The sequence below is a fragment of the Caballeronia sp. LP006 genome (genome assembly GCF_031450995.1).
Lineage (GTDB): Bacteria > Pseudomonadota > Gammaproteobacteria > Burkholderiales > Burkholderiaceae > Caballeronia.
The window spans coordinates 490,006-508,692 of sequence record NZ_JARTVW010000003.1; the positions used below are offsets into that span (position 1 = coordinate 490,006).

17 protein-coding genes and 2 pseudogenes are annotated in these 18,687 nt (G+C 59.2%); 11 read left to right on the top strand and 8 right to left on the bottom strand.

Going from position 1 to position 18,687, the window contains the following annotated elements; all coding sequences use genetic code 11:
* The 5 genes and pseudogenes from P9250_RS06895 to P9250_RS06915 all read left to right on the top strand — a co-directional run.
* A complete protein-coding gene (locus P9250_RS06895; protein WP_250511042.1) occupies positions 1-1,038 on the top strand; it encodes an NAD(P)-dependent alcohol dehydrogenase in 1,038 nt (345 codons plus the stop codon).
* Positions 1,039-1,070: 32 nt separating this feature from the next.
* A complete protein-coding gene (locus P9250_RS06900; protein WP_244830806.1) occupies positions 1,071-2,144 on the top strand; it encodes an alcohol dehydrogenase catalytic domain-containing protein in 1,074 nt (357 codons plus the stop codon).
* Positions 2,145-2,249: 105 nt separating this feature from the next.
* Positions 2,250-3,038, top strand: a complete 789-nt coding sequence (locus tag P9250_RS06905; protein WP_310391948.1) for an aspartyl/asparaginyl beta-hydroxylase domain-containing protein — start codon at positions 2,250-2,252, stop codon at positions 3,036-3,038.
* Between the two features lie 321 nt (positions 3,039-3,359).
* Positions 3,360-3,815, top strand: coding sequence for a (2Fe-2S)-binding protein (locus P9250_RS06910; RefSeq protein WP_244830799.1), 456 nt, complete (start codon positions 3,360-3,362; stop codon positions 3,813-3,815).
* A gap of 1 nt (position 3,816) precedes the next feature.
* A pseudogene (locus P9250_RS06915) lies at positions 3,817-5,511 on the top strand (molybdopterin cofactor-binding domain-containing protein); the annotation flags it as partial.
* A 78-nt stretch (positions 5,512-5,589) separates the two neighbouring features.
* Here P9250_RS06915 and P9250_RS32585 read toward each other — a convergent pair.
* Positions 5,590-5,640, bottom strand: a pseudogene (locus P9250_RS32585) (hypothetical protein); the annotation flags it as partial.
* On the opposite strand from P9250_RS32585, the gene P9250_RS32590 reads away from it, so the two are divergent.
* Positions 5,635-6,051, top strand: coding sequence for a molybdopterin cofactor-binding domain-containing protein (locus tag P9250_RS32590; RefSeq protein ID WP_409014863.1), 417 nt, complete (start codon positions 5,635-5,637; stop codon positions 6,049-6,051). The pseudogene P9250_RS32585 and the gene P9250_RS32590 overlap by 6 nt on opposite strands.
* An 11-nt stretch (positions 6,052-6,062) precedes the next feature.
* On the top strand, positions 6,063-7,352 hold the full coding sequence (locus P9250_RS06920; protein WP_310391955.1) for a cytochrome c: 1,290 nt from the start codon (positions 6,063-6,065) through the stop codon (positions 7,350-7,352).
* Positions 7,353-7,358: 6 nt separating this feature from the next.
* Here P9250_RS06920 and P9250_RS06925 read toward each other — a convergent pair whose 3' ends face one another.
* Complete coding sequence (locus tag P9250_RS06925; RefSeq protein WP_244830795.1) at positions 7,359-7,628, bottom strand: DUF1488 family protein; 270 nt, start codon at positions 7,626-7,628, stop codon at positions 7,359-7,361.
* A 477-nt stretch (positions 7,629-8,105) separates the two neighbouring features.
* Between P9250_RS06925 and P9250_RS06930 the strand changes: the two genes are divergently transcribed.
* Positions 8,106-8,546: a DUF3331 domain-containing protein gene (locus P9250_RS06930; RefSeq protein ID WP_310391960.1), complete on the top strand. Its 441-nt coding sequence runs from the start codon at positions 8,106-8,108 to the stop codon at positions 8,544-8,546.
* 229 nt (positions 8,547-8,775) lie between these two features.
* Complete coding sequence (locus P9250_RS06935; protein WP_310391962.1) at positions 8,776-9,327, top strand: H-NS histone family protein; 552 nt, start codon at positions 8,776-8,778, stop codon at positions 9,325-9,327.
* Positions 9,328-9,354: 27 nt separating this feature from the next.
* Here the strand turns inward: P9250_RS06935 and P9250_RS06940 are convergent, their stop codons facing one another.
* The 5 genes from P9250_RS06940 to P9250_RS06960 all read right to left on the bottom strand — a co-directional run bounded on the left by P9250_RS06940 (position 9,355) and on the right by P9250_RS06960 (position 14,528).
* Positions 9,355-10,815 carry an amidase gene (locus P9250_RS06940; RefSeq protein ID WP_310391964.1) on the bottom strand — a complete coding sequence of 487 codons (1,461 nt, stop codon included), beginning with the start codon at positions 10,813-10,815 and terminating at the stop codon, positions 9,355-9,357.
* A 6-nt stretch (positions 10,816-10,821) separates the two neighbouring features.
* On the bottom strand, positions 10,822-11,760 hold the full coding sequence (locus P9250_RS06945) for an LLM class oxidoreductase (RefSeq protein WP_310391966.1): 939 nt from the start codon (positions 11,758-11,760) through the stop codon (positions 10,822-10,824).
* 93 nt (positions 11,761-11,853) lie between these two features.
* On the bottom strand, positions 11,854-13,335 hold the full coding sequence (gene mctP, locus P9250_RS06950) for a monocarboxylate uptake permease MctP (RefSeq protein ID WP_309847266.1): 1,482 nt from the start codon (positions 13,333-13,335) through the stop codon (positions 11,854-11,856).
* The gene (locus tag P9250_RS06955) at positions 13,332-13,538 is read right to left on the bottom strand and encodes a DUF3311 domain-containing protein (RefSeq protein WP_370652249.1); all 207 of its coding nucleotides are present in this window, start codon (positions 13,536-13,538) and stop codon (positions 13,332-13,334) included. Before P9250_RS06955 ends, mctP begins: the two co-directional genes overlap by 4 nt.
* A gap of 282 nt (positions 13,539-13,820) precedes the next feature.
* Positions 13,821-14,528, bottom strand: a complete 708-nt coding sequence (locus P9250_RS06960) for a YceH family protein (protein ID WP_244830789.1) — start codon at positions 14,526-14,528, stop codon at positions 13,821-13,823.
* Positions 14,529-14,950: 422 nt separating this feature from the next.
* On the opposite strand from P9250_RS06960, the gene P9250_RS06965 reads away from it, so the two are divergent.
* Positions 14,951-16,423: a circularly permuted type 2 ATP-grasp protein gene (locus P9250_RS06965; protein ID WP_244830788.1), complete on the top strand. Its 1,473-nt coding sequence runs from the start codon at positions 14,951-14,953 to the stop codon at positions 16,421-16,423.
* A 56-nt stretch (positions 16,424-16,479) separates the two neighbouring features.
* Positions 16,480-17,517 (top strand): alpha-E domain-containing protein, encoded by a 1,038-nt coding sequence (locus tag P9250_RS06970; RefSeq protein WP_250469366.1) that lies wholly within the window; start codon positions 16,480-16,482, stop codon positions 17,515-17,517.
* 8 nt (positions 17,518-17,525) lie between these two features.
* Here the strand turns inward: P9250_RS06970 and P9250_RS06975 are convergent, their stop codons facing one another.
* Complete coding sequence (locus P9250_RS06975) at positions 17,526-18,587, bottom strand: putative zinc-binding metallopeptidase (RefSeq protein ID WP_244830786.1); 1,062 nt, start codon at positions 18,585-18,587, stop codon at positions 17,526-17,528.
* Positions 18,588-18,687 lie beyond the last annotated feature (100 nt).

Below are 18,687 nucleotides of genomic sequence, written 5' to 3' on the forward strand. Positions count from 1 at the left end.
ATGGAAGCACTGGTTCTCGAAGAAGCACGGCGTATCAGCTTGCGGCCGTTCAGCTTGCCGCAGGTGGTCGGACCGCGCGACGTGCGTATCCGCATTCACACGGTGGGCATTTGCGGCAGCGACATTCACTACTACCAGCATGGCCGCATAGGACCGTTCGTCGTCAATGAGCCGATGGTGCTCGGGCATGAAGCGTCGGGCACGGTCATCGAGGTCGGCGATGAAGTGAGCAATCTCAAGGCGGGCGACCGCGTGTGCATGGAACCCGGCGTGCCGGACATGGAGTCGCGTGCATCGCGTGAAGGGCTTTATAACCTTGACCCCAAGGTGCGCTTCTGGGCCACGCCGCCCGTGCATGGCTGTCTCGCGCCGTTCGTCGTGCATCCCGCGGCCTTCACGTACAAGTTGCCGGACAACGTGAGCTTTGCCGAAGGCGCGATCGTCGAGCCGCTCTCCATCGGCTTGCAGGCTGCGAAGAAAGCCGCGATCAAGCCGGGCGATGTCGCCGTCGTGCTGGGTGCGGGCACCATCGGCATGATGTGCGCGCTGGCGGCGCTCGCAGGTGGATGCAGCCGCGCCATCGTCTGCGATCTCGTGCAGGAGAAGCTCGATCTCATTGGCGCGGTGCAGGGCGTGACGGCCGTGAATATCCGCGAACGCAATGCGAAGGACGTGATCGCCGAACTGACCGACGGCTGGGGCGCGGATATCGTGATCGAGGCGAGCGGCAATGAGAAGGCCTTCGAGGGCATTGTCGATCTGTTGTGTCCCGGTGGCTGCCTCGTGCTGGTCGGCATGCCGCAGCGCGCCATTGCCCTCGATGTGGTCGCCGTGCAGATCAAGGAAGCGCGCATCGAATCCGTATTCCGCTACGCGAATATTTTCCCGCGTGCGATCCAGTTGATCGCATCCGGCAAGCTCGATGTGAAGCCGTTCATCTCGCGCACATTCCCCTTCGCCGATGGTATCAAGGCGTTCGAGGAAGCATCGAGCGGCCTGCCTACGGATGTGAAAGTGCAGATCGTGCTCGAAGAATAACGAACGTCAAAACGATAACCGGAGACACGAACATGACGGATATGACGGCCATTGTGTGCCGCGCGCCGAAGGACTATCGCGTGGAGCGCGTCGCGCGCCCGACGCCGGGCAGAAACGAGATCGTCATTCGCATTGCCGCATGCGGAATCTGCGCGAGCGACTGCAAATGCTGGTCGGGCGCAAAGATGTTCTGGGGCGGCCCGAACCCTTGGGTCAAGGCGCCGGTCATTCCAGGCCATGAATTCTTCGGCTACGTGGAAGAACTGGGCGAGGGGGCGGCCGAGCACTTCGGCGTGAACAAGGGTGACCGCGTGATCGCCGAACAGATCGTGCCGTGCGCGAAGTGCCGCTATTGCAAGTCCGGGCAATACTGGATGTGCGAAGTGCATAACATCTTCGGCTTTCAGCGTGAAGTGGCGGATGGCGGCATGGCCGAATACATGCGCTTCCCGCCGACAGCCATTGTTCACAAGATTCCGGACGGCATCTCGCTCGAAGATGCCGCGATCATCGAACCGCTCGCGTGTGCCATTCATACGGTGAATCGCGGCGATATTCAACTAAGCGATGTCGTCGTGATCGCAGGCGCGGGACCGCTCGGTTTGATGATGACGCAAGTCGCGCATCTCAAGACGCCCAGGAAGCTGGTCGTGATCGATCTCGTGGATGAGCGGCTGGAACTCGCGCGCGAATACGGCGCGGATATCACCATCAATCCCAAGAGCGATAACGCGCTCGACATCATCCGCTCGATCACGGACCAATACGGTTGCGATGTCTATATCGAAACCACGGGCGTGCCTGCCGGCGTGTCGCAAGGGCTGGAATTGATTCGCAAGCTTGGACGCTTCGTGGAGTTCTCCGTGTTCGGTGCGGATACGACGGTCGACTGGTCGATCATCGGCGACCGCAAGGAGCTCGACGTGCGCGGCGCGCATCTCGGTCCTTATTGCTATCCCATCGCTATCGACTTGCTGGCGCGCGGGCTCGTGACTTCCAAGGGCATCGTCACGCACGACTTTTCCCTGGAAGAATGGGACGAAGCGATCAAGACCGCCAATTCACTCGACTCAATCAAGGTTTTGCTCAAGCCTAAGAGCGCTTGAAGCAGGTGTTGCAAGCGCGCCGCATTTTCTTAAGCAGGCGTTTTCTTGCTGACATAACCCGTACTAAGATGTAACGGTCAACGACGACGCTCGCCGAGGCCGAATGTGAGACGAAAGGATCTGCTCTATCTTGCGATTCTGGCGCTTCTTCTAAGGTTCTTGCCTGTCCTTGCGCTCTGTTTCCTGGCAAGCGGCTTAGCGGATTTTCAACGCAGCCGCCAGTTCGATGCAGCAAACTCGCGGCGTTATTTTCTTGGCAATGGCCTGCTTACGTGGGTGCTTTCTCCCTTCAATTTGCTGGTCGATCTCATCTGCGAACGGAATCACGGCGTCTACGATCTCTCGCAGTTACCGGCCGCGCATCAAGACGAGATCCGCTCGATCATCGCCGCTTTCAACGACCATCTTCCGCTAGTGAACGCGCGCCTCGGAGGGCAAATGGCAAGCAAGCGCCGCGGCATGTGTTTCGTGCGCTGGTACGGCATGCCTGTCGATAGTTCGCTTGACTTACCGGAAATGGCGCGCGACTTCAAATACGTCAAGACCATCGGCATATCGGTTTTCAATGAGCGGCAGAGTACTTCAGTGCATTACGGACCGCTGCGTCTTACCTTGCGTTGTCTTTACAACCTCCGTCCTATCGACGACGAAAATGTCTTTATCGAAGTAGCGGGGCGTCGTCATTATTGGCACGACGATCCGCTATTCATTTTCGACGATACGCTCGTGCATCGGTCGGTCAACGAATCCGATCGCTTGCGGTACTGCATTTTTCTCGATGTCTTGAGGCCTTCGCATTTTGCGCGCGTGCTTGACGTCATGGTCGCGGCGGTGCGTCTTGGCGTCATGTCCATGCGACGTGTGTTCTATGCAAACTGGGAAATGATTCGCTAGCTTGCCAATAGGCGAGAGGGCCGTGAAGCAACTCGCCTTAGCTTTTATCATGCAACTAACTGTCGATCGAGCTCGATACTTTATGTTGACGCCTTAAAGCAAATGCCTCATTCCTTAAGCCTGCAAAGCAACATGGTGCTAAAGCCGTCTGAGCTAAAGGCGTCGCCATCCATGCTCCTTTTTTAATGCGGCGCTACAATCCGCTTGCCTCGTGCTTAGTCGCCTTGCATTCGAGACGCGATGAATTCAAAGACTGACGGCCGCCCCACGCCTTCAGCCTCATGCGATATCCGATAACCATTAATAAGCCGGAGCCGCCCAATGACCACGCTTTCCATCAACGGCCAGACGCATACCGTCGATGCGCCGCCCGACATGCCCTTGCTTTGGGTGCTGCGCGATCTTGTGGGCCTGACGGGCACCAAGTTCGGCTGTGGCATCGCGCAATGCGGCGCCTGCACCGTTCATCTCGACGGCGTCGCCGTGCGTTCATGCGTGCTGCCTGTGGCGGCTGTCGGTGAGCGCAAGGTGACGACGATCGAAGCCGTCGGCGACACACCCGCTGGCAAGAAGGTGCAAACCGCATGGCGTCAACTGGATGTGGTGCAGTGCGGCTACTGCCAGTCCGGACAAGTCATGTCCGCGACCGCATTGCTCACGACCGTTCCCAATCCGACCGACGACGACATCGACGCCGCGATGGCGGGCAACATCTGCCGCTGCGGGACGTATCACCGCATCCGCGCGGCGATCAAGCAAGCCGCGAAGGAGGCCTGAGATGTCGCAAGGCTTAATCGAGGCGGGACGTCATGCGTCGCGCGGGGCATTCTCGCGCCGTGCATTTCTCAAGTTCGGCGTAACGATAGGCGTGGCTGCCAGCGGCGGCTTATTGATCGGCTTTAGTCTGCCGGCCGCGAGCCAGGATCAGAAGAGCGGCAAGTCCGTTATTGCCGGCGATGGTGTCGAAACGCCGCAAGACGGCGTATTCGCGCCCAACGCCTTCGTGCAGATCGACAAGAACGGCAAGGTCACGCTCATCATGCCAAAGGTCGAGATGGGACAAGGCGTTTATACGGCGCTGCCCATGTTGATCGCCGAAGAGCTGGAAGTGCCGCTCGACAGCGTAGCGATTGCGCATGCGCCGCCCAACGAAAAGCTTTTCATGGACCCGTTGCTGGGCGGTCAACTCACCGGCGGTTCAACGTCGATTCGTTATGCATGGGAACCGATGCGCAAGGCAGGCGCCGCCGCACGCATGACGCTCATAGCGGCTGCGGCGCAGCAATGGCAATGCGATGCATCGACATGCAGCGCCGCAGGCGGCAAGGTCACGCAGGCATCGAGCGGGCGCAGCGCAAGTTATGGCGAACTCGTCGAAGCAGCCGCCAAATTGCCGGTTCCCAAAGACATCAAGCTTAAAGACCCCAAGGACTTCAAGCTGATCGGCACGCCCGCCAAGCGTTTGGATTCTCCCGAAAAAGTGGATGGCACGGCGGTATTCGGTCTCGACGTGCGCTTGCCCGACATGGTCTATGCGGCCATCGTGAACTGCCCGGTGTTCGGCGGCACACTCGTTTCAGTCGACGACAGTCACGCCAAAAAAATCCCGGGCGTGAAGCAGGTCATCAAGTTCGACAACGGCGTGGCGGTCATCGGCGATCATACGTGGGCCGCCAAACGTGGCGCGGCCGCGCTCGTGATCGAATGGAACGAAGGCGCGGGCGCGAACACATCGACGAAACAGCTTGTCGATGAAATGGCGAGCGCATCACGACGCTCGGGTGCCGTGGCGCGCAAGGACGGCGATGTCGACAAGGCGTTTGCCAATGCCAAGACGCGTGTCGATGCCGTCTACGTGCAGCCGTTGCTCGCACACGCGACGATGGAGCCGATCAACTGCACGGTGCACGTGCGCGCCGATGGTTGCGATGTCTGGCTAGGCACTCAAGTGCCCACGCGCGTCGTCGATGCAGGCGTCAAAGCCACGGGCTTGCCGCCCGAAAAGATCGTCGTGCATAACCATCTGCTCGGCGGCGGCTTCGGCCGCCGGCTCGAATTCGACATGGCCACGCAAGCGCTCAAGATAGGCAAGCAGCTTGGCGTGCCGGTCAAGGTCACATGGTCGCGCGAGGAAGACATTCAGCACGACATGTTTCGTCCTTGCTATCACGACACGCTGGCGGCCGGTCTCGATGCGAACGGCAAGCCCGTGGCGTGGACGCATCGCATCGTCGGTTCGTCGGTGCTCGCGCGTTTTGCGCCGCCGGCGGTGAAGAATGGCATCGACCCGGATGCGGTGGAAGTCTCCGCCGATCTTCCCTACGATCTGCCGAATCAACTCGTGGACTACGTGCGCCAGGAGCCACGCGAGGTGCCGACCGCATTCTGGCGCGGCGTGGGACCGACGCGTGGCACGTTCGTCGTGGAGAGTTTCATCGACGAACTCGCGGCGCAGGCGAAGATCGATCCCGTGCAGTATCGACGCGATCTGCTCGGCAAGTCGCCGCGCGCGCGCAATGTGCTCGATGTCGCCACGCAGGCGGCGGAATGGGGCAAGCAAACCATGCCGCAAGGTCAGGGGCGCGGCGTGTCGGTCATGCATGCGTTCGGCAGTTACTTCGCAATCGTGGCGGACGTCGCCGTCGATAAAGCCGGCGCGGTGAAGGTCAGTCGAATCGTATGCGCGGTGGATTGCGGCATGGTCGTCAATCCGAATACGGTCGAGGCGCAGGTGCAAGGCGGCATCATTTTCGGCATTACGGCGGTGCTTTATAGCGAGATCACGATCAAGGACGGCCGCGTCGAGCAGAGCAATTTCACCGACTACCGGATACTGCGTATTCACGAAACACCGCCGGTGGAAGTGCATATCGTCAAGAGCAGCGAAGCGCCGGGAGGAATCGGCGAACCGGGCACGGCGGCACTCGCCCCCGCCATCACCAATGCGATTTATGCCGCCACCGGCAAGCAACTGAGGCAATTACCAGTCGGCAACCAGTTGCAAAGCGCTTGACGGAGGCCGACATGAAAAACGTATTCAAGCCTCTCGTGGCTGCCTGTTTTGCAGCGTATGCCGTGACGTCGACACTCGCGCATGCAGCGGATGCATCCGCCGATGCACTCGTCGCACGCGGCGCTTACCTTGCCAAAGCCGGCGATTGCGTGGCCTGCCATTCCGCTCCGCGCGGCAAACCCATGACCGGCGGCTTGCCGATGATGACGCCGTTAGGCGCCATCTATACGACCAATATCACGCCCGACCCCGACACAGGCATTGGCCGCTATACGGAAGAGGATTTTGCTAAAGCCTTGCGCGAGGGCGTTGCCAAGGATGGCCATAATCTTTATCCGGCCATGCCTTATCCGTCTTATGCAAAGATCAACGATGAGGACATGCATGCGCTTTATGCGTATTTCATGCATGGCGTCGCGCCGATCAAGCAGGCTAATCGCGAACCAGACTTCAAATGGCCGCTCACCATGCGCTGGCCGCTCAAGCTTTGGAATATGGTATTTCTCGAGAAGGGCGTGTACCGCGATAAAGCCGGCAAGGATGTCGCCTGGAACCGTGGCGCCTATCTCATTCAAGGCTTGGGCCATTGCGGCTCGTGTCATACGCCACGGGGTATCGCGTTCCAGGAAAAAGGACTCGACGAAACGAGCAGCGTCTATTTAAGCGGGGGCTTGCTCGACAACTGGTTTGCATCGAACCTCACCGCCGAACACAACACCGGTCTTGGCCGATGGAGCGAGCAGGATATCGCGACGTTCCTCAAAACCGGCGCGAACGGGCACGCGTCCGCATTCGGCGCAATGACGAGCGTGATCAACAACAGCACGCAAGCCATGAACGACAGCGATGTGGCGGCCATGGCGAGTTATCTGAAGTCGCTGCCGGCAGCGGGCGGTAACGGCAACGCGCCGTATTCGTATGATGCCAAGGCCACGAAGGTGTCCCTGGCGCGTCCGGCTGCATCGGATTCGGGCGCGCGTGTCTACACGGCGTACTGCATGCATTGTCACGGCGTGGACGGTCGTGGCTTTGCGCCGATGCTCGCGCCTTTGGCGGGCAATCCCAACGTGCTGGAAAAGGATGCGTCGTCGCTCATCAACGTGACGCTGAACGGTACTGGCGACCTCGTCATTCAAGGCGTGCCGGCGCCTTATCCCATGCCTCGCTATGCGCCGGTACTGAGCGATCAGCAGATAGCGGACGTACTAACGTTCGTTCGCGGCGCATGGAACAACAACACGCCCGCCGTCAACGTCGAGGACGTCACCAAAATGCGCAAGTCGACGCAGGCGGCGCGTTGAGCCGCGTCAAGTGGAAAAATCGACGACGTCGAGCGTGACCGAACTCGACGGATGAGCAAGGAATTTACGATGAACGCGAGCGCTGATGCGCTCGTAGCCATCGCTTAACGCTTTGAGCAGACGCTCGTCGGTAGCACCGACGGGCGCCCAGAAATATTGCTCCAATGCCTTGCGCGTGATGTTGCACTGAATGGCCTGCTCGCGCGAGAAGGCAACGAAACTGACGGACGCGCGGTCCGCCGAGACGCTGGCATTGACGTTCATCTTGCTTGTCATGATTCGACAGGGTTGTCCGGTTCGCGGTTTTTATTTTGTCAGAAATTCGCCGCTCCGCGCATGCTTCATCGTTCGGCAAACGTGCGCAAGCAGGCAAACGACTTCCTTCATTACGGTGACATGGGAAGCCGCTAAAGTATTCTAAAGGGTTTGCCGAACGTTCGTTCGCTAATGCATTACGCGTTCGCTTTCCCCGCCGCGTCTCAAATGGCGGGCCGGACGGCCCGATCGAGCGACCGACGCTTGTCATTTTCGACAAAAGAATGGAAAGAAAAATAAAAACAATGCATGCTCAGGTGTACTACTCTAGATCGAATGTCCAGAGCAGTGTCTCCACCAAGAGCGGGAGTTGATAACGGTTTGACCTGGCGCGGCTCGCCCGGTGTCAAAGATGGCGCGTCGTGCATTCCCGAAAGTTCACCAGGCAGCGGTCCGGCTCGCTTCGCGGACGTCTGTTGCCGCCAGCAGGAGCGGAACATGAAGCTTCCATCGACGATGGATCCCTGGAGCCGTACCCTGGCATTGCTCGATAGCCGGTCAAGCCGACGATCGCAGTCTGGCGAGACCCATGGGCTGATGCCGCGTGCCTTCACGCGCGAGCCATCGAACGCATTCGCGCGAGCGGCGGGTGCGGAAAGCGTGAACATTCGCGTGCTGGAGCGCTTGAGCGAATCGACACTGGCGCTTTCATGGCACGATCCCACTTCATTCAATTATTCAGAGCAGGTGTGGGCGCTTTGCACTGCGCGCAAGGGCGGAACGTGCGTGCTAAGCGGGCAGGTGATCAGGCGCGGGCAGCCGGTGTATCGGCCAAGGCGCGTGGGCAGTTCCGTGCCGCTCAATAGCGGCGCGATGATTCTCGCGGGCGCGCTCGTGACGGATGTGCACGAGCCTGCCGAGATGGCGCAGGAAAGCTGAGAAGTCGTCAAGAGGGCGTGTGCAATGCACGCCTCGCCACACCGCTTTTTTGATTGTTTCGCCAACGCCATATTCATCAAGCCATTGCGCCGTGCGCGGTTAAAGCACGTCAAGCGCATCGAACGCAATTAGGCCGAAAGCAATAAAAAGTAATCTTTTGAGCGATTGCCGCTATAACAATGGTATCGCTTTAAGATGTCTCGACGGGTGAGTGTGCGCGTCGAGATTAATGCTTCATTGTTTAAGCCTTTATCAATTCTCGTACACTCATTCCCTAGACCTATGCAGGATATTAAACGGGGGAAGAATGGTTACATTGGCTCAGTTGGAAACTCAGATTCAAAAATTGCAGCGCCGTGCAGATGCATTGCGTGAACGTAAATCGAGCGAGGTCATCGCAAACATTCGCGCGCTGATGCAGGAATATGGCCTGACTACGGCGGATCTCGACAAGAGCGACAGTTCGCCTGGCGTCAAGAAGCGCGGGCGTCCGGTGGGGTCGAAGAATGCGGCTTCGTCCAGGAAGGCCGTCAAGAAATCGAAGATGCCGCCTAAGTATCGTGACCCCGCGAGCGGTCTGACTTGGAGTGGGCACGCGCGTCCACCGGCCTGGATCAAGGATGTAGCAGACCGTAGCGTGTATTTGATCGACGGCGCATCGAACGGCAAAACGGGCGCGCGTCGTGACAGTCCGGCAGGATCGTCTAAGGCAGCGGGCGCCAAGAGCAAAGCTCGTCCGGCAGGAAAGAAAGCGGCAAGCGTGCAAGAAGCAAACACTTGAAAATGCGCTTAGCGCGGTTTAATCCCGCTAAGCAAGCAACGGACTGCGCATGCTGGAATAGCCGCTTGCGCGATCGTAGGCAAGCCCGACTTGCAACACGGCAAGATCCATTTGCGCCGGCCCAATTATTTGTATTCCGGCTGGCAAACCCGCAGGACCGAAACCGGCTGGCGCGGACAACGCGGGTAAGGACGCCATGGTTGCGGGCACCACGGTTTCCATCCATCGGTGATAGGTATCCATTGTTCGTGCGCCTATGGAATGAGGCCACTTGAGCGTGGCATCGAAGGGGAAGACTTGTGCCGCAGGCAACACCAGAAAATCATAACTTTCGAATAGCGCGTTCAGCGTTTGATACCACGCCGAACGGTCCAGTGCGGCGCGGTAGACGTCTTCTCCCGAAAGACCCAGTCCGCGCTCGATTTCCCATACGGCTTCGGGCTTTAGCAATGCGCGCTTAGCGGCATCGCGATAAAGCGGCGCATTTGCGCCCGCAATGGCGAAGCTGCGTAAATCGATCCACGCTTGCCACAAGCGATTGAAATCGAATTTCAACTCTGCCGCTTCGACCGTGCAACCTGCCGTTTCAAAGTGACGCAAGGCGGCGCCACAGGTATCGAGCAAGGACGTCTCGGTAGGCAGATATCCGTTCAGATCGCCAAGCCAGCCGATTCGCGTGCCACGCATATCGCGCTCCAAGGCACTGGCAAATGCCGCCGGTGAATCGCCGCGGCGCGAGAGTGGGGCGCGCGCATCGAATCCCGCTTGCACCGAAAGCAGGAAGCCGAGTTCGGGGACCGTGCGCGCCATTGGACCGGCGACGCTGAATTGCTGATAGAACACTTCGTCGGCGGGGCCATACGGCACGCATCCCGGTGTACTGCGAAATCCGAACACGTTGTTGAATGCCGCCGGCGTGCGCAGCGAGCCCATCATGTCCGATCCATCGGCCACGGGAAGCATGCGCAACGCGACCGCAACGGCTGCGCCGCCACTGCTTCCGCCAGCCGACCGAGATGGATCGAATGCGTTGCGCGTCAAACCATAAACGGGGTTATAGGTATGTCCGCCAAGGCCGAACTCGGGAGAGTTGGTCCGGCCAATGAAGACCGCGCCTGCGCGGCGCGTGCGTTCGAAAATGAACGCATCGGTTTGCGTGATTTGCTTGGCTAAGAGGGGCGAGCCTTTGGTCGTCACCATGCCGGCGACGGGCAAAATGTCCTTGGGCGCTTGAGGAAAACCATGCAACACGCCAAGACTTCCGTCACGCGCCAACTGCGTGTCGCGCTCGCTTGCGAGCTTTAAAAGACTCTCGCGATCCTGCATCGCGACAATCGCGTTGACTTGCGGGTTAAGGCGATCCACTTGCGCCAGATACGCGTTCATCACTTCGACGCAAGATACTTCTCGTGCATGGATAGCTTGGAATAGCGCAATGGCGTCGAGTGCAACGATATCGTTGGTGGGCAAGGAAGCAAGCCTGGTCATATGCGTTTAGCGATTAAATTCGGGTAACACGTATCTCGCGACTTCCTCGATGACCGCGCGTGCCTCGCGCCGCTCAGACGAAACGTTCAGCGTGACGTGATGCGTGCCGTTATCCCGCATGGCGCGCAGCAGGTCGATCAACGCGCGATAACCCGTGCGATAGCCAAGAGAAATATCGCTGGCGGGTTCGTCGGGATCTTCGCTCAAGTCGAGACGCATGGCCACGCCGAATGCGCGAAATTCGCCGGGCGACACGCGCTCGACCGCTGCGCGCCACATGCTATAGCGGCCGCGCTGCGCTTGCGGTTCGCGGTGATAAGTCATCCAGCCAAGCGAGTGACGCGCAATCCAGTCGACGCTTTGACCGCCGGAGCCGACTGCGATCAAGGGAATCGAAGCGTCCTGCTCAGGCAGCAGAAAGAATGCGGGCGCACCTTCGGGCTCGCGGTCCGGAATGACGCGCGAGGGCACCTCGATGGCCGCAGCGAGCGTCTCCCAATGCCGTTTGTATAAGTCGCGGCGTTCTTCAGGATCGCGCCCGAAGGCCGCATATTCGGGCGGCCTGTCACCGGAGCCGACACCGAGAATGAAGCGTCCACGCGAAAGCGTATTGACGGAAACGGCGCCCTTGGCGATATGAAGCGGGTGTCTCAACGTGAGCACGATTGCTCCGCTTGCAAGCGCTATACGCTGCGTATTCGATGCAAGCGCGCCGAGCAGCACCCACGGATCGAGGTGTCCGACGGGATCGGGATAGTCGATGCTATTGAGCGGGACATCGCGCACCCATAGCGCACGAAAGCCGAGTTGATCTGCAAGACGCGCGAGTTCTAGCTGCTCGCTAAAGTCCACTGCGGTCCGGCCCGACGTTACCAAGGGAAGCGTAAGGCCGATGGAGAGCTTGCCGGGTGCGAACAGCGTGTTCGCGATGGAAGAGGCGGACATGGCACTCGACGGAAGATGAGAAGGGCATGCTCCATCGATACTATCACTCGGCAAAGAAGCCCGACGCCGTCAAGCGCCGGGCTGTTCATGGCGTTAAATCGCGGGCACCACACGGCGATGCGTTACGAGCGATACGGCGAACGTCACGACGATATTCACCGCCAGCGCAATCAGGCCGATATAAAGCGGCCACGATCCCGCGCCGACATGCAGGACATACACCGGCTTGAGCCCTTGCGAGATGGCAAGTCCAGTGCCGAGCACGATACCGACGAGCCAGCCGAGAAAGAGGCCGGGCATCGTCATGCGGCGCGTGTAGAGACTGAACACGATAGCGGGGAATATTTGCAGAATCCACACGCCGCCGAGCAATTGCAGGTCGATGGCATATTGCGTCGGCAGGAAGACGATGAACAGCAGCGCGCCGAACTTCACGACGAGCGATACCACCTTGGCCGTCGCGGCTTCCGAAGCGGGCGTCATGTCTGGCGAGATCAGCGGTCCCCACAAGTTGCGTGTGAAAAGATTCGCCGCGCCGATCGACATGATCGCGGCCGGCACGAGCGCACTAATGGCAATGGCCGCCGCCGCGAAGCCCACGAACCACGAGGGAAACAGCGTATTGAAGAGCGCGGGCACGACATCCGACGCCGATTTCACATGAATGCCCGCCGCGATCGCCATATAGCCGAGCAATGCGATCAGGCCCAGCAGCAAGGTATAAGCAGGCAGAAAGATTGCGTTCTTGCGCACCGTGGTCGCGGACGACGAAGACAGCACGGCGGTCATGGTATGCGGATACATGAATGCCGCAAGCGCCGATCCAAGCGCAAGCGAAGCATACGCCGTGAATTGCGCGGGCTTGAGCGTGATGCCCGTTGCGCCGCCCTTGGCCTTGAAAAACTGATCGGCGGTATCGAACACATGCGCATAGCCGCCGAGCTTCGACGGAATGACCCACACGGCCGCGATCACGACGATATAGATCATGATGTCCTTGACGAACGCGATCATCGCGGGCGCGCGCAGGCCGCTCGTGTAGGTGTAGAGCGCGAGGATCACGAACGCGACGATCAACGGCAATTCGCCCGTCACGCCAAGTCCCTTGATGACCACCTGCATGCCGACCAGTTGCAGCGCAATATAAGGCATGGTCGCGACGATGCCAGTCAACGCGATGGCAGCAGGAAACCACTTGCCGCCGTATTCGCCGTGCACATAGTCCGCAGCGGTGATGTGATTCTTGGCGTGCGCGATTTTCCAGAGTTTGGGCATTACCGCGAACACGAACGGGTACACGATGATCGTATAAGGCAGCGCGAAGAAGCCGTAGGCGCCAACCGAATAGACCAGTGCGGGAACCGCGATCACCGTATAGGCGGTATAGAAATCGCCACCGACCAGGAACCACGAAATCAATACGCCGAATTGCCGGCCGCCCAAGCCCCATTCATGGAGTTGCGTAAGATCGCCACGCTTCCAGCGCGCCGCAAAGAAGCCGACGACGGTGACCAATAGAAAGAACGCGATGAAGATGGTCATCGCAACCGGATTGACTGGATTGAGATCGTTCATTTGATGCCCCGATACACGACATAAAGCAAAAGTGACGTGAGCGGCACCCAAAGAAACTGATACCAGTAGAAGAAGGGAAAGCCTGCGAACGATGGATGCGTGTCGTTATAAAACGGCAGCCAGAGCAGGGCAATATAGGGAATCAAAAGAGTCGCCCAGAGCCATGGACGGTTCTTGTTTTGGTCGCTCGTGTCGGGTTCCAACGCTGGTTCTCCTCATACGTCGTTGCGGGTTCGAGGCGCGGCGCAGTATCGTCTTTTGTCTGCGCCTGGCGCTGCGAGCGAATTATCCAAGATATTTGTAATTGATGCGCGCATGTCACGCTATCTTCGTTTAATGCTTACGTGTTCCTTTCCGGTTACGTCAAGCATTAGCTAAACCATCGCTTTTAGTTGGTCCTGGCGCGATGCGCTAAAGCTGAACCGCTTTGAAGACGACCAGCATTGCACGCTCGACGCTAAAGCCTGCGGGATCGATCGACACACTCATGCTTCGTCGGACGATCCTTCGAGGTCGATTCCCAATTCAGCCGCCATGCGCTGAACCATCGCTCTTAGCTGGTTGACTTCAAGTGTCAGGCGCTTTTGCTCGGCCTTGAGCGATTCGACTTCCGATGGCGACCAAGACTCGCGTTCAGCGACATCGCGCACGGGAAAATCGCTCATGCTCACTTCGCCGCATAGCAAATGCACCCAGCGGCTTTCGCGCTCGCCCGGCACGCGCGGCAGTTTCATCACGCGCGGCGGGTCGTTGGAAGCGAGCTCATCGAGAAAGCTCTCCACGGAGGAGATGTCCGCGAAGCCATGCAGACGCGCGCTGTTCGAACGCAATTCTGCAGCGGTTTGCGGGCCGCGCAAGAACAACGTAGCGAGCAAGGCAACCGATTGGCTCGGCACACCAAGCACACGATTGACGTTATGTTCGAAACGCGGCACGCGGCTGCTGCTGCCTTCCATCACGAGCGAGAGGCGCTTCAATCCGTCGATGGTCGTGAGGACTTCGTCCTCGCTCACGTTCATGACTGGAGCCCGTGCGGTCTTCTGGTTGCATCCCGAGGTGAGGGAGTTGAGCGATAAAGGATAAGTGTCCGGCACGGTATGCTGCTTTTCTACGAGCACGCCAAGGACGCGTGCTTCGAGTGGCGTGAGTTCGCGCAAGGCAGGGCGCGAAGCGGGAGAAGAGGGCGTATTCATAAACTGTCGGAGACTGGCGGTGAGACGCTTATGATACCGGTGGAGCGCAACGATTCATGCGTACGCGCACCGTCGTGCGGCCGTCTGGCTTCCTCAGACTGTGCACTCGTTCGGACCGATGCGCTTTTCTGGTGCATGGATGTTGGCATCGGCGCAATATAAAGGTGTTTTTATTCCGGCTTGTACCATTGGCATTGAAGTTGCTTTTTGATTGAACGGCACTGGGCTGCCCGCGCATTCGATGCAGACGAAAATCGTGGCTATCGTTGGCATCGCGCTTAGAGGTCGCCTAAGAAACAACACGACATACCGGTTGAGTCCGGTCGGCCGCGTCGTTCAGGCTTTCGAGCGTTTGCGAGTGCAACCAGAATTACGAGCGAAGGGGCGCCGCCCCAGCATGCACTTCATATGGAAGACCGGTTATGACGCAAGCATTCTTCAACGAGATGTTCGAGCAAAGCGTGCTGGAGGCGCGCGGTGTGCCAGCGGCAGCCTTCAATGACGTGGGCGATCCGCGCAAGCATTACCGCGATTTCATGACCTGGCTCATCGCGCAGAGCGAACAGCAAATCAGCCTCAAGCGCGCCGAAGCCGATCTCAACTTTCGCCGCGTCGGCATTACGTTCGCAGTCTATGGAACGAGCGATACATCCGGCAGCATTCCCGAGCGCACCATTCCCTTCGATGTCATTCCGCGCATCTTTCCCGCAGACGAATGGAAAGCGCTAGAGCGCGGTTTGCGGCAACGCGTCAATGCGCTCAATCGGTTTATTCACGACATCTACCACGAGCAGAACATCATTCGCGCGGGCATCATTCCCGAGGCGCAGATTCTCAACAATTCGCAGTATCGGCCGGAGATGCGCGGCGTTAAGGTGACGCGCGACATCTATGCGCATATCGCGGGTATCGACATCGTTCGTGCCGGCCAAGGCGAGTTCTACGTACTCGAAGACAATCTGCGCGTGCCATCGGGCGTGTCCTACATGCTTGAAAACCGCAAGATGATGATGCGGCTCTTTCCCGATCTGTTCGCGCGTAACCGCGTGGCGCCGGTTGCGCATTACCCCGATTTGCTGCTCGATACATTGCGCGCGGCGGCACCCGCAGGCGTTGAAAATCCGACGATCGTCGTGATGACGCCCGGCATGTATAACTCGGCGTATTTCGAGCACACGTTCCTAGCGCAGCAAATGGGCGTCGAGTTGGTCGAAGGACAGGATCTCTTCGTCGACCACGACTTCGTGTATATGCGCACGACGCAAGGGCCGCAGCGCGTCGATGTGATCTATCGCCGCGTGGATGACGACTTCCTCGATCCGCTGGTGTTCCGCGAAGATTCGTCGCTCGGCGTTCCGGGCCTCATCTCGGCATATCGCGCAGGCAACGTGTCACTCTGCAATGCGGTAGGAACAGGCATTGCCGACGACAAATCGATCTACCCGTATGTGCCGGACATGGTGCGCTTCTATCTCGGCGAAGAGCCGATACTCAACAACGTGCCGACATGGATGTGCCGCAAGCCAGACGACTTCAAGTATGTGCTCGATCACTTGCCCGAACTCGTCGTGAAGGAAACGCATGGCGCGGGCGGCTACGGCATGCTGGTCGGCCCGGCATCGACGACCGCGCAGATCGCCGAGTTTCGCAAGGTGCTCGAAGCGCATCCGGACAAATACATCGCGCAGCCTACGCTCGCGCTATCGACATGCCCGACGTATGTGGAGGCAGGCATCGCGCCTCGCCATATCGATCTGCGTCCGTTCGTGCTGTCGGGCAACGAGGTGCGCATGGTGCCGGGCGGCCTTACTCGGGTCGCGCTACGTGAAGGTTCTCTTGTCGTGAATTCGTCGCAAGGAGGCGGAACCAAGGACACGTGGGTGCTTGAACGCTAAGAGCCCCGGCTCGAGAATCGAGACGCGAACCTCCATATCAACAACCGGGAAAACCCATGCTGAGCCGTACCGCGGATCATCTCTTCTGGATGGCGCGCTATACCGAACGCGCCGAAAACACCGCGCGCATGCTCGACGCGAACTATCAGCTTTCGCTCTTGCCGCAGTCCGACGAATATGCGGAACTGGGCTGGCGCGCGATGCTTTCCATCTCCGAACTAAGCGGCATCTATTCCGCCGCGCACCACGGCATGAAGAGCCACGAGGTCGTCGACTTCATGGCGCGGGACATGTCGAATCCCTCGTCCATCGTGAGTTGTCTGCGGGCTGCTCGCGAGAATGCACGCGCTGTACGCAGTTCCACGAACAGCGAGTTGTGGGAATCGCTCAATACGACGTGGCTCGACTGTCAGCGCATGCTGGCCGATGGCATTCTCGAGCGCGAGCCCTATACCTTCTTCGAGTGGGTGAAGTTTCGTTCGCATCTCTCGCGCGGGGTTCAGCTCGGCACGCTCGTCAAGGACGATGCGTTTTACTTCATGCGTCTCGGAACCTTCATCGAACGTGCGGATAATACGGCTCGCATTCTCGATGTGAAGTTCGAGATGATGGAGCAGCGCGCCGATACCTCCGCGCAGCCGTTCGATTATCACCACTGGACCGCCGTGCTGGGCTCGGTATCGGGCTTCGAGGTGTATCGCCGGGTGTATCGCGATGTCATCACGCCCGAGCGCGTTGCGGGCCTCTTGATTCTCTATGGCGAATGGCCGCGCTCGCTTGCGGCGAGTATTGCCGAAGCGGAGCTGCTCATCCGTCATGTCACCAAGGGTCGCGAGACCGAGGCGTCGCGCCTGGCGGCGCAATTGAGCGCCGAGCTTAGAACGGGACGCATCAGCGAGATTCTGCAAGCGGGGCTGCACGCGTATCTCGTGAGCTTTCTCGCGCGCGTGAACGATCTTGCAGGCCGTATCAGCCGCGAGTTTCTCTTGCCTATCGCTCCCGAGACGCCGGAAGCGACTCAGGAGCCCTCGCAAACGCAGACGCAAACGCAGGGGACGGGTCAGTCGCAGAGCCAGTCGCAAGGCTCCGCTTGAATACGTCCCTAGCGTTTCGACGCCGCCGCGACGACGCGATGCACGAAGCGCAGCTTGTCGATCACCGCCGGGGCGAGCGTGAACGGATAACCATCGGGCATGCCCAGGCTGCGGTTCAGGCTGTTGAGCACATAGGTCAACGGAAACCAGCGTTTCATCAGGTTATCGAAGGTGGTTTCCTCGACAGGCGTCTGGTCGGTAAGCGTCGGTTCATGCGGACTGTCGGGGACGAGCGCGAGGCCGCAGGACACGGCGGTATCGAGCGTATCGACGATATGCAGGTAATGCGCCCAGGTCTCGGCCCAGTCCTCCCACGGATGCATCGTGGCATAGCTGCTCACGAAGTTCTCTTCCCAATTGGGAGGCGGTCCCTCGTTGTAATGGCGCTGGAGCGCGGCGTTGTAGTCCTGCTGCTCGTCGCCGAATGCAGTGCGATATGGCGCAATTCGCGCGGTGTCGCCAATCAGGCGATCGAAGAAATAGTGCCCTGTTTCATGGCGGAAATGACCGAGCAAGGTGCGATACGGCTCATGCAGATCGGCGCGCGTTTTCTCGCGATGCGCATCGTCGGCTTCCGCGATGTTGAGCGTGATGATGCCGTTGTCGTGACCCGTCATCACGCCGTGGCCTTGCGAATCGCCTTCGAGAAAGCGGAATTCGAGGCCGCGTTCCGGGTCTTCCTGCCGCGAGATCACCGGCAGGCCGAGCTCGGAAAGCGTATAGAGCAAGCGCCGCTTGGCCGCCTCGATCCGATACCAGTAGGTGCGGTTGTCGGGATTGTCGAGGTTGGGAATGACGCTCGTGAGCTTGCAGGAGCAGCAGAGCGTTTCCGGCGAGTCGGCGGGAACCACCCAGTTGCAGACGTTCTCGACCTCGTAGTTATGACACGGGCGGTACAACATGTCTTTCGCGAGGGGATGCAGGCTTTTCCATTGGCCGTCGCCGGTTTCCTCGAATGCGCTGATCTGATTGAGTTCGGGCACGTAGCCAAGCCGCGCGCCGCAATTTTCGCAGTGTGTGTTCTCGAAGAACACGAGCTGATCGCAGCGGTTGCAGTGAAAAGTCTTCATCGTGATAGCCGGAAGGGGTGGAGTTCGCGTCGGAACCGACGCGGTGTTCGTGGATGCGCGCAGTCCACGCAATCATCGTGCCGCGTTAAGCGCTCTTCCC